Here is an 11,336-nt window from a genome sequence, read left to right on the forward strand (position 1 = left end):
AGGCAAAAAAAAGCCGCGACACCTCGATGGAGGCGTCGCGGCTTTTTTCAGACGATCAGCGGTCGTTCTTGATCGACGAACTGGTCGCGTTGGTCAGTCCCTTAGTGTTGTGGGTACCAGGCGTGCTGTCGGAAATAGCCGAAGCTTTGGTCAAGCCGCGGGTATCGCGGTCGTTGGCAATGCTCGAAGTGACCGACGCATGGCTCGTACGGTCAGTGCGAGTGGTCCCGGTGTGCTTGCCGCTCACGCCATGATCGCGGGTGCGTGTCGCGGTGCCGGTGTGATCGCTGCTCAGGCCTTTGCCGTGACCACTGGAGTCGCTGGATTTCCCACTGCCCTTGCCACCACCATTGCCGCCTCCGTTGCCGCCGCCATTACCACCTCCGTTGCCACCTCCATTACCACCGCCATTTCCACCCGCAGCAGCGTAGCTCGCGCCAATGGGCGACAGATCCGCCGGCAGCAAGGCAGAGGCCCCTAGCATCAGGGTGCAAACTGCGACGGCAATTAATGACTTCTTATGTTTGGACATGTTGTCTCCGAAAGACAAAATCAACGGTTGAACCTCTAAGACGTCAAGGTTCAATTTTTGTTCGCGTTTCTCCGACCAACGACAGGAAATTCACTGTCGATTTTTCGGTGGAGCTGTGTCGAAGGCAGCTCTATGCTCAGCCCCATGAACAAACAAGACTCGCAGCTCCCACCCCACGCCGAGATGGTCCGCGCCATGCTCGAACGAGACACCGCCTACGAGGGAGTGTTCTTCACCGCGGTCAAGACCACCGGCATTTTTTGTCGTCCCGCCTGCACGGCGCGCAAACCCAAACCGGAGAACGTGGAGTTCTTCGCCCATGCCGACGACGCCCTGTCGGCCGGCTACCGCGCCTGCCTGCGCTGCAAGCCCCTGGACGCTGCCGCCATCGCTCCGGACTGGATCCAGGCGCTGCTCAAGGCCGTGGACGCCGAACCCGATCTGCGCTGGACGGACGCCCTGCTGCTGGAACAAGGCATCGAACCGTTGAAACTGCGGCGTTGGTTCAAGCAGCATTTCGGCATGACCTTTCACGCCTACCTGCGCACCCGACGCCTGGGCATCGCCCTGGGGGGGATCAAGGAAGGCAATTCCATCGACAATGCGGCGTTCGATTCGGGCTACGAATCCCTGAGCGGATTTCGCGATGCTTTCGTGAAGTCTTTCCACATCACCCCCGGCCGTGCCGCTCAAAGCGAACCCCTGCTGTTCACGCGCCTGACCACCCCATTGGGGCCGATGCTGGCCATGGCCGAACGACGCGGACTGGTGCTGCTGGAGTTTCTCGACCGTCCGGCGCTGACCCGGGAAATCGAAGAACTGCAACAGCGCTACGGCTACACCGTCGCGCCGGGGCACAACGCACACTTGCAGCAGATCGAAACCGAACTGACGGATTATTTCGCCGGCAACCTCACAACCTTCAATGTCCCGTTGCACATGCCCGGCAGTGCATTTGCCATCCGGGTCTGGGCCGAACTGCAAAAAATCCCTTATGGCGAGACTCGCAGCTACGGCGCCATCGCCACCGTCCTCGGCAGCCCTGGCGCCAGCCGCGCCGTAGGATTGGCCAATGGTCAGAATCGCCTGGCCATCGTTGTACCGTGCCATCGGGTAATCGGTGCGGACGGCTCCCTGACCGGCTATGGTGGCGGGCAACCGCGCAAGGCCTTCCTGCTGCGACTGGAAAAAGCCGCTGTGCAAGTTTCCCTGCCCCTGGCGTTCTGACCATCCCGAGGACACAGACCCGATGCCCGTGCCGTACCACGATGCCAGTGTCTTTCTTGCCAACCTCGATGAAGAGTGGCGGCGTCACGTCGAAACAACCGGCCCCTGCCTGCTGCAACCCAAGCCGGCCCGCGATCCCTACGAAGTCCTGGTGCGGGCCATCGCCTACCAGCAGTTGCACGCCAAGGCCGGCGATGCGATCTTCGGTCGACTGCTGGCGTTGTTTCCGACGCAGCCATTCCCAAGGCCGGAGCAGATTCTGGCGACCGACTTCGAGCAGTTGCGGGGTTGCGGTTTTTCCGCCAGCAAGATCGCAACCATCCAGGGCATCGCCCAGGCAGCCCTGGACGGTGTGGTGCCGGATTACCCGACAGCGTTGGCGATGGACGACGAAGCCCTGATCGAACGCCTGGTCACCCTGCGCGGCGTCGGTCGCTGGACCGTGGAGATGTTGCTGATCTACAGCCTGGAGCGACCGGACATCCTGCCAGTGGACGACTTCGGTGTGCGCGAAGGCTATCGGCGTCTGAAGGGCCTCGAACGACAGCCCGGTCGCAAGCAGATGATCGATATCGGCCTGGCCTGGAGCCCCTATCGGACGGTGGCGGCGTGGTACCTGTGGCGGGTGCCGGTGCCTGCCCGTGGGACCGCGTGATCGTTCTTCGCGAGCAAGCCCGCTCCCAGGGGATCGCATTTCAATGTGGGAGCGAGCCTGCTCGCGATGGCGTCAGACCTGTCGAAACGCTGACCGTCTACGCTATCCCAGGTCATCCCAACCCCATCGGAGGCTCCCATGCTGCTCGAAGGTTCCTGCCATTGCGGCGAGGTGTCATTCAGCCTGACCTGTGCCCACCCCTACCCTTACCAGCGCTGCTACTGCTCGATCTGTCGCAAGACCCAGGGCGGCGGCGGTTTCGCGATCAACCTGGGCGGCGATGCCCGCAGCCTCAAGGTGCGCGGTCGCCGGCACATCTCGATTTATCATGCGCGGCTCAAGAACGAAGGCGATAAACGCGCCCACCGCAGCAGTGCCGAACGGCATTTCTGTTCCCTCTGCGGTTCGGGATTGTGGCTGTTCAGCCCCGAATGGCCGGAATTGATCCACCCTTTCGCCTCGGCTATCGATACGCCGCTGCCGGTTCCGCCAGAGCGCACCCATCTGATGCTCGGCTCCAAGGCCCCCTGGGTGGAAATCGAAGCGCATCCCGGCGACCAGCGGTTCGAGGTTTACCCCGAGGAATCGATTGCCCAGTGGCATGAGCGCCTGGGGTTGAAGGCTTAAGGCCCCCATCGCGAGCAGGCTCGCTCCCACATGGAAACGCATTCCCCCTGTGGGAGCGAGCCTGCTCGCGATGGCGTCAGTACCGACAACGCTGTACTACAGCGCCGGCACACCACTGTGAAAACGAAACTCCACATCCGGCGACTCGATCAGGTCCCGCTCGGCCTCACGCACCTTGTCGATCACCTGGGCGATGTCCTTGGCATCACCGTACTGGTAGGCCAGTTTCAGATAGCCCTGGAAATGCCGGGCCTCGCTTTTCAGCAGGCCGAAATAGAACTTGCCCAGCTCTTCGTCCAGATGCGGCACCAATGCCTCGAAACGCTCGCAACTACGGGCTTCGATGAACGCACCGACCACCAGGGTATCCACCAGCTTGACTGGCTCGTGGCTGCGCACCACTTTGCGCAGACCCGAGGCGTAACGCCCGGCGGAGAGCTGACGCAAGCCGACCTTGCGCTTTTTCATCAGGCGCATGACCTGCTCGTGGTGCACCAGCTCTTCCCGGGCCAGGCGCGACATCATGTTGATCAGATCGACATGGGAATGGTACTTGGCGATCAGGCTCAGGGCGGTGCTGGCGGCCTTGAACTCGCAGTTCTTGTGGTCGATCAGCAACGTTTCCTGATCGGCCAGCGCAGCCTGGACCCAGGCATCGGGAGTGCGGCAGCCAAGGAATTCGTGGATTTCGGGAAGGATCATGGGGCTCACGGGCAAAAGGTAGTCGAGCGAAGGGCGCCGATTATACCGGCCTGCCCCCAGACCACCAGCCACCCCTGTTGATATGCATCAAGTCGACGACTCACCGGCAAGAACTATAGTTGAGCAACATCATGCCTTTTCATTGCTGGAGACGCCGATCATGCAAGCCATCCGCAGCATCCTGGTGGTCATCGAACCCGAACACTCGGAAAGCCTGGCGCTCAAACGCGCCAAGTTGATCGCCGGTGTGACCCAGGCCCATCTGCACCTGCTGGTCTGCGACAAAAAACATGACCATGCCGGCATGCTCAGCGTATTGAAAGCCGCGCTGCTGGCGGACGGCTACAGCGTCACCACGGAACAGGCCTGGAACGAAAGCCTCCACGACACCATCATCGATGTACAACAGGCCGAAGGGTGTGGCCTGGTGATCAAGCAGCATTTCCCGGACAGCCCGCTGAAAAAAGCCCTGCTCACCCCGGCGGACTGGAAACTGCTGCGCCACTGCCCAACCCCGGTGCTACTGGTGAAAACCGCGGGCTCCTGGAAAGACAAGGTGATTCTTGCCGCCGTTGACGTGGGCAATACCGACGATGAACACCGGCACCTGCACAACACCATTATCGATCATGGCTATGACATTGCCCTCCTGGCCAAGGCGCACCTGCACGTAATCAGCGCCCATCCGTCGCCGATGCTGTCGTCCGCCGACCCGACGTTCCAGCTCAAGGAAACCATACAGGCCCGTTATCACGAACAATGCCGGGCGTTCCAGGCCGAATTCGACATCGACGACCAACATCTGCACATCGAGGAAGGCCCGGCGGATGTGTTGATCCCCTATATGGCGCGCAAGCTCGAGGCCGCCGTGACAGTCATTGGCACCGTGGCCCGCTCCGGGCTGTCAGGGGTGCTGATCGGCAATACCGCCGAAGCGGTGCTCGATACCCTGGAAAGCGATGTGCTGGTGCTCAAGCCCCAGGAAGTGGAGGATCACTTGGTGGAGTTGGCGGTCAAGAGCTGAAACACCACCCTTGTGGGAACTACCTTTGTGGCGAGGGGATTTATCCCCGCTGGGGTGCGCAGCAGCCCTGAAACCAGCCGCCTCGCTGTGTCAGACAGATTGAGCTCACAGTGATGGGGCTGCTACGCAGCCCAGCGGGGATAAATCCCCTCGCCACAAAGAATGTCAGCGGGCCACAAAGGAGCACAGTCTCAACCGCCAAACGCGTCCTTCAGGAACCCCGGCGCGATGTAGCGCTGGTAATGGGCTTCGGACAGCAGGAAAAACTCCCGATCGATGGCGTCCCGCAGGTCCGGCAGTTCCCAGTCGCGGAACTCCGGTAGCAGCACCATGCCGTAGGCTTCGAGGTTGTTGATCACCCGGGCGCCCCGGGCGATCAACTGATAGGCCCAGCAATATTCCGACTGGTGCGCCACGAAGCGGATCTGGCGCGCCACCAGTTGCTCGCGCAGCAGCCCGGGGTCGAACACCTCGAGTTTCGCCACCATGACTTGCACCAGCAACTGCTCCAGGCGCATCCACACCGCGCGTTTCTCGTCTTCGCTGTAGCCGTTCCAGTGAATCACCTCGTGGTGGAAGCGCTTGCAGCCACGGCACACCAGGTCACCGTAGACAGTGGAGCAAAGGCCGACGCAGGGGGTCTTGATGAGCTGGTTGGGCATAACGGAACGCACACGCAAAAGCAGGACAGGCCGGCATGTTAGCCCTTTGTCTAAGATTGATCACCCCTCAAACTTCCCGGCCCAACTTACCTTTAATTTTTTTTTCCCGTAGAATCAGCCAGCCTTTTAAGGCGCCAATGTCCGTTAGAAGCTGTTTTCAAAGCGTCACGAGCACAGTCGTTCCTTCAGAACGGTGTTGGCGAAGGGTCTTTCCAGCGGGGAAAGCCCAACGCCAACCCTCATCAGCTCCCCGTTCTGCAGGCGTAAAACTTTGAAAGCAGCTTCTGTGAGGAACCCCGGAAACCCTGGCGTGGTGGCTCAAAAAGCCCCCGACGCGCATGGGTACCGCGGGTTTCTGGATGAGCGTCCCGGACACCCATTTGGGACCACTGATGAGGGTAATACTGTGCTTGAAGCCTACCGCAAACATATCGAAGAGCGTGCAGCACTGGGTATCGTTCCCCAGCCGCTCAACGCCGAACAAACCGCAGGCCTGGTCGAGCTGCTGAAGAATCCCCCGGCTGGCGAAGAAGCTTTCCTCGTTGACCTGATCACCAACCGCGTTCCGCCTGGAGTCGACGAAGCCGCCTACGTCAAGGCCGGTTTCCTCTCCGCCCTGGCCAAGGGCGAAGTCCAATCCCCTCTGCTGGACAAGAAACGCGCCGTTGAACTGCTCGGCACCATGCAGGGCGGCTACAACATTGTGACCCTGGTGGAACTGCTGGACAGCGCCGAGCTGGCGCCAGTGGCCGCCGAAGAACTCAAGCACACCCTGCTGATGTTCGATGCCTTCCACGATGTGGCTGAAAAAGCCAAGAACGGCAACGTCCACGCCAAGGCCGTGCTGCAATCCTGGGCCGACGGCGAGTGGTTCAAGAAGCGTCCGGTGCTGGCCGACAAGATCAGCCTGCGGGTGTTCAAGGTTCCTGGCGAAACCAACACCGACGACCTGTCCCCTGCCCCGGACGCCTGGTCGCGCCCTGACATCCCGCTGCACGCCCTGGCCATGCTGAAAATGGCCCGTGACGGCATCGTTCCGGACGAGCAAGGCAAGACCGGCCCGATGAAGCAGATCGAAGAAATGCGCGGCCAGGGGTTCCCGATCGCCTACGTCGGTGACGTGGTCGGTACTGGTTCCTCGCGTAAATCCGCCACCAACTCGGTGCTGTGGTTCTTCGGCGACGACATTCCTTACGTGCCGAACAAGCGTGCCGGTGGTTTCTGCTTCGGCAGCAAGATCGCCCCGATCTTCTACAACACCATGGAAGACGCCGGCGCCCTGCCGATCGAATTCGACGTGTCGAACATGAACATGGGCGACGTGATCGACCTGTACCCGCACGCCGGCAAGGTCTGCAAGCACGGTACCGACGAAGTCATCACCACCTTCGAAATGAAGACCCCGGTCCTGTTGGACGAAGTCCGCGCCGGCGGCCGTATTCCGCTGATCATCGGCCGTGGCCTGACCGAGAAGGCCCGTGCCGAGCTGGGCCTGCCACCGTTCGACCTGTTCAAGAAGCCTGAAGCCCCCGCCGCCAGCACCAAGGGTTTCACCCTGGCGCAGAAAATGGTCGGCAAGGCGTGCGGCGTAGCCGGTGTGCGTCCTGGCACCTACTGCGAACCGAAGATGACCACCGTGGGTTCCCAGGACACCACCGGTCCAATGACCCGTGACGAGCTGAAAGACCTGGCCTGCCTGGGCTTCTCCGCTGACCTGGTGATGCAGTCGTTCTGCCACACCGCGGCGTATCCAAAGCCGATCGACGTGACCACCCACCACACCCTGCCTGACTTCATCATGACCCGTGGCGGCGTTTCCCTGCGTCCGGGCGACGGCATCATCCACTCGTGGCTGAACCGCATGCTGCTGCCAGACACCGTCGGTACCGGTGGTGACTCCCACACCCGTTTCCCGATGGGTATCTCGTTCCCGGCCGGTTCCGGCCTGGTGGCGTTCGCCGCTGCCACTGGCGTCATGCCGCTGGACATGCCGGAATCGATCCTGGTGCGCTTCAAAGGCAAGATGAAACCTGGCATCACCCTGCGTGACCTGGTTCATGCCATTCCTTACTTCGCGATCCAGAACGGCCTGCTGACTGTCGAGAAGAAAGGCAAGAAAAACGCCTTCTCCGGCCGCATCCTGGAAATCGAAGGCCTGGAAGGCCTGACGCTGGAACAGGCTTTCGAGCTGTCCGACGCATCGGCCGAACGTTCGGCTGCCGGTTGCACCATCAAGCTGTCGAAAGAGTCGATCACCGAGTACCTGCAGTCCAACATCACCCTGCTGCGCTGGATGATCGGCGAAGGCTACGGTGATGCCCGTACCCTGGAACGTCGTGCCCAAGCGATGGAAGCCTGGATCGCCAACCCTGAGCTGATGGAAGCCGATGCCGACGCCGAATACGCTGAAGTCATCGAAATCGATCTGGCCAACATCAACGAGCCTGTGCTCTGCGCCCCGAACGACCCGGACGACGCCCGTCTGCTCTCCAGCGTAGCTGGCGAGAAGATCGACGAAGTGTTCATCGGCTCGTGCATGACCAACATCGGTCACTTCCGCGCTGCCGGCAAGTTGCTGGACCAGGTCAAGGGCCAGCTGCCAACCCGTCTGTGGCTGTCGCCGCCGACCAAGATGGACGCTCACCAGCTGACCGAAGAAGGCTACTACGGCATCTACGGCAAGGCCGGCGCACGCATGGAAATGCCAGGCTGCTCGCTGTGCATGGGTAACCAGGCACGCGTCGAGCCGAACAGCACCGTGGTGTCGACCTCGACCCGTAACTTCCCGAACCGTCTGGGCGACGGCGCGAATGTCTACCTGGCTTCGGCCGAGCTGGCATCCGTTGCGTCGATCCTGGGTCGCCTGCCGACCGTCGAGGAGTACATGGAATACGCCGGTAAGATCGACAGCATGGCAGCGGACGTGTACCGCTACCTGAGCTTCGACCAGATCGCCGAGTTCCGTGAAGCGGCTGCAAACGCCAACATCCCGGTCGTTCAAGCCTAAGGCTTCGACGCTCGACTGAAAACGCCGCCCTTCTTGCGAGGGGCGGCGTTTTTTTTATGCCTGGGCTTTTGATGCAAGCCGCACCGCCGCCATCGCGAGCAGGCTCGCTCCCACAGGGGATCTGGGGTGAACACAATTCCCGAGAACACCTCAGAGCCTGTGGGAGCCGAGCTTGCTCGCGATGGCGGCGGCACATCCAGCATCACCGCAACTGACCCACCGCATTCGCGAGCAAGCCCGCTCCTACAGGGGATTTGGGGTGTCAAGCCGTAAGGGAATAGACCAGTGCAGTAATCGCCACCAGTCCCACCGATACCACGAAGACGTTGGACGCCTGACCACGATAGCGGGCCATGGCCGGGACCTTGCGGATGGCGTACATCGGCATCAGGAACAGGATGGCCGCGATCACCGGGCCGCCCAGGGTTTCGATCATGCCGAGGATGCTCGGGTTGAGCGTGGCAACGATCCAGCACACCAGCAACATGAACACTGCCGTCAGGCGGTCCAGGGTCTTGGCTGCCGGGCGACGGCCGCTCTTGACGATCAGGCCCTTGAGGCCTTCACTGGCGCCGATGTAGTGCCCCAGGAACGACTTGGAAATCGCCACGAAGGCAATCAACGGCGCCGCAAACGCGATGGTCGGGTTGCTGAAATGGTTGGCCAGGTACGACAGGATCGACAGGTTCTGCGCCTTCGCTTCGGCCAGTTGCGCCGGCGACAGGGTCAGCACGCAGCTGAACACGAAGAACAGCACCATCACCACCATCAACACATGGGCGCGGGACAGGATCTGCGCGCTGCGCTGCTCGGCGCCCTCCCCGTAGCGGCGTTTCTGGTCCACCGCGAACGCCGAGATGATCGGCGAGTGGTTGAACGAGAACACCATCACCGGAATCGCCAGCCACAGGGTATGCAGCAGCGCCGAAGGGGCCGGCAGCGTGGACGCGGTGCTCAAGATGCCGCCGCTCCAATGTGGGATCAGGAACACCGCCAGGAACAGCAACGCAACGATAAACGGGTAGACCATCAGGCTCATGGCCTTGACGATCGCCTGCTCGCCACACCGTACCACCGCCAGCAGGCCCAGGATCAGCACCAGGGACAGCACGGCACGGGGGGGCGGCTGGATATGCAGTTGATGCTCCAGGAAGCTGCCCACCGTGTTGGTCAGCGCCACGCTATAGATCAGCAGGATCGGGAAAATCGCAAAGAAATACAGCAAGGTGATCAGCGCGCCGGCCTTGATGCCGAAATGCTCTTCCACCACCTCGGTGATGTCCGCCCCGGCGCGACCGGACAGCACGAAACGGGTCAGGCCCCGGTGCGCGTAGAACGTCATGGGAAATGCCAGCAATGCCAGGATCAGCAAGGGCCAGAAGCCGCCCAGGCCAGCATTGATCGGTAGAAACAACGTACCGGCACCGATGGCGGTACCAAACAAGCCCAGCATCCAGGTCGTGTCCTGGCGACTCCATTGGCTGAGGGTGGCTGGGGCTGTCGATTCAAAGCGCTCTTCGACGCTATTGGCCTGATCATTCATCCGGTCGGATCTCCGCTTTCCGGTCATATGCACCCGGCCGGGACGAGTCGGAAAACCCCGACAGGCAGCGCCCTGGCCGAAACAGGGGCGCGATTGTCCGGGATTAGCGAGCAGAAGCAAAGACTTAGCTGAGGAGCGGTGGTGAATGGCAAAAAATGCCAGGGCATGAGGTATCGCCGCTTTGCACCAGCTCCTACACTCACAAACAGAATCCACAAGACCTGTGGGAGCGAGCCTGCTCGCGATGGCGACCTGTCAGCCAACCTGGCGTCGACTGACTCGCCGCCATCGCGAGCAGGCTCGCTCCCACAGGGTATTCGTCAGTACGATTTGCCCACAGGAGCCCAGCATGACCGCAACCGTCCTGGTACTGGTTGAAACCGTCAATGACTACTTGCCGATCCTCGAACGCCAGGGTTATCACCTGGAACTGGCACCCACGCCGGCCGAGCGCAAAGCGGCGATTTTCGAGCATGGCGAGCGGTTCAATGCGGTGCTGACCCGCGGCCCCCTGGGTCTGACAGCCGACGAGATGGCGGCCCTGCCCAACCTGCAGATCATCTGCGTGATCGGCGCCGGCTACGAGCAGGTGGACCTTCAGGCTGCCCGGAACCGCGGCATCGTGGTCACCAACGGTGCCGGGGTCAACGCGTCCTCGGTGGCCGACCACGCCATGGCGCTATTGCTGGCGCTGGTGCGCGACATCCCCCGAGCCGACGCTTGTATACGCCGCGGAGAATGGACGAAAGTCATGCGCCCTTCCCTGGCCGGCAAACGCTTGGGGCTGCTGGGCCTGGGTGCGGTGGGCATGGCGATTGCCAAGCGCGCGGCCCTGGGCTTCGACATGAGCGTCAGCTACCACAGCCGGCAGGTGCGCAACGATGTGCCCTACACCTTCTGCGCTACGCCCACGGAGCTGGCCCGTGTTTCGGATTTCCTGATCGTCGCCACGCCTGGAGGGCTCGACACCCGACGCTTGATCAACAAGCAGGCCCTCGATGCCCTGGGTCCCAAAGGCTTCCTGGTGAACATCGCCCGGGCCAGTGTGGTCGCCACTGATGAGCTGATCAGCGCCTTGGAACATCGACGCATCGCCGGAGCGGCCCTGGACGTATTCGATCACGAGCCCGAAGTGCCCGAAGCGCTCAAGCACCTGCCCAATGTGGTCCTGACGCCCCACGTCGCCGGCCTGTCGCCGGAAGCGACCCGAGGCACGGTGGAGCTGGTGGGCCAGAACCTGAATGCGTTCTTTTCCGGCAAACCCGTGCTGACACCGGTGCCGCTGCCCGAGCCGAGTTGATTACAAAGCTGTAGAACTGACACCGAACCTGTCGCGAGGGGATTTATCCCCGCTGGG

At 61.8% G+C, this 11,336-nt stretch carries 10 protein-coding genes; 6 read left to right on the top strand and 4 right to left on the bottom strand.

Features of this window, described 5'->3' with window-relative positions; all coding sequences use genetic code 11:
• Positions 1 to 55: 55 nt before the first annotated feature.
• The gene (locus PCOSP_RS17675; RefSeq protein ID WP_464709177.1) at positions 56 to 532 is read right to left on the bottom strand and encodes a hypothetical protein; all 477 of its coding nucleotides are present in this window, start codon (positions 530 to 532) and stop codon (positions 56 to 58) included.
• A 144-nt stretch (positions 533 to 676) separates the two neighbouring features.
• Between PCOSP_RS17675 and PCOSP_RS17680 the strand changes: the two genes are divergently transcribed.
• The 3 genes from PCOSP_RS17680 (at position 677) to PCOSP_RS17690 (ending at position 3,041) form a co-directional block, all read left to right on the top strand.
• Positions 677 to 1,759 carry a bifunctional transcriptional activator/DNA repair enzyme AdaA gene (locus PCOSP_RS17680; RefSeq protein WP_464709178.1) on the top strand — a complete coding sequence of 361 codons (1,083 nt, stop codon included), beginning with the start codon at positions 677 to 679 and terminating at the stop codon, positions 1,757 to 1,759.
• A gap of 22 nt (positions 1,760 to 1,781) precedes the next feature.
• Positions 1,782 to 2,414: a DNA-3-methyladenine glycosylase family protein gene (locus PCOSP_RS17685; RefSeq protein ID WP_139648393.1), complete on the top strand. Its 633-nt coding sequence runs from the start codon at positions 1,782 to 1,784 to the stop codon at positions 2,412 to 2,414.
• 138 nt (positions 2,415 to 2,552) lie between these two features.
• Positions 2,553 to 3,041: a GFA family protein gene (locus PCOSP_RS17690; protein WP_139648391.1), complete on the top strand. Its 489-nt coding sequence runs from the start codon at positions 2,553 to 2,555 to the stop codon at positions 3,039 to 3,041.
• Between the two features lie 96 nt (positions 3,042 to 3,137).
• Here PCOSP_RS17690 and PCOSP_RS17695 read toward each other — a convergent pair whose 3' ends face one another.
• Positions 3,138 to 3,743 carry a MiaE family protein gene (locus PCOSP_RS17695; protein ID WP_047700941.1) on the bottom strand — a complete coding sequence of 202 codons (606 nt, stop codon included), beginning with the start codon at positions 3,741 to 3,743 and terminating at the stop codon, positions 3,138 to 3,140.
• A gap of 160 nt (positions 3,744 to 3,903) precedes the next feature.
• Between PCOSP_RS17695 and PCOSP_RS17700 the strand changes: the two genes are divergently transcribed.
• Positions 3,904 to 4,767 (top strand): universal stress protein, encoded by an 864-nt coding sequence (locus tag PCOSP_RS17700; protein ID WP_139648389.1) that lies wholly within the window; start codon positions 3,904 to 3,906, stop codon positions 4,765 to 4,767.
• A gap of 191 nt (positions 4,768 to 4,958) precedes the next feature.
• Here PCOSP_RS17700 and PCOSP_RS17705 read toward each other — a convergent pair whose 3' ends face one another.
• On the bottom strand, positions 4,959 to 5,429 hold the full coding sequence (locus tag PCOSP_RS17705) for a DUF1289 domain-containing protein (protein WP_139648387.1): 471 nt from the start codon (positions 5,427 to 5,429) through the stop codon (positions 4,959 to 4,961).
• 406 nt (positions 5,430 to 5,835) lie between these two features.
• On the opposite strand from PCOSP_RS17705, the gene acnB reads away from it, so the two are divergent.
• Complete coding sequence (gene acnB / locus PCOSP_RS17710; RefSeq protein ID WP_139648385.1) at positions 5,836 to 8,436, top strand: bifunctional aconitate hydratase 2/2-methylisocitrate dehydratase; 2,601 nt, start codon at positions 5,836 to 5,838, stop codon at positions 8,434 to 8,436.
• Between the two features lie 262 nt (positions 8,437 to 8,698).
• Here acnB and PCOSP_RS17715 read toward each other — a convergent pair whose 3' ends face one another.
• The gene (locus tag PCOSP_RS17715; protein WP_139648383.1) at positions 8,699 to 9,979 is read right to left on the bottom strand and encodes a serine/threonine transporter; all 1,281 of its coding nucleotides are present in this window, start codon (positions 9,977 to 9,979) and stop codon (positions 8,699 to 8,701) included.
• A 349-nt stretch (positions 9,980 to 10,328) separates the two neighbouring features.
• On the opposite strand from PCOSP_RS17715, the gene PCOSP_RS17720 reads away from it, so the two are divergent.
• Positions 10,329 to 11,279 carry a 2-hydroxyacid dehydrogenase gene (locus PCOSP_RS17720; protein WP_175385690.1) on the top strand — a complete coding sequence of 317 codons (951 nt, stop codon included), beginning with the start codon at positions 10,329 to 10,331 and terminating at the stop codon, positions 11,277 to 11,279.
• Positions 11,280 to 11,336 lie beyond the last annotated feature (57 nt).

This window comes from Pseudomonas sp. MAFF 730105, from assembly GCF_055380705.1.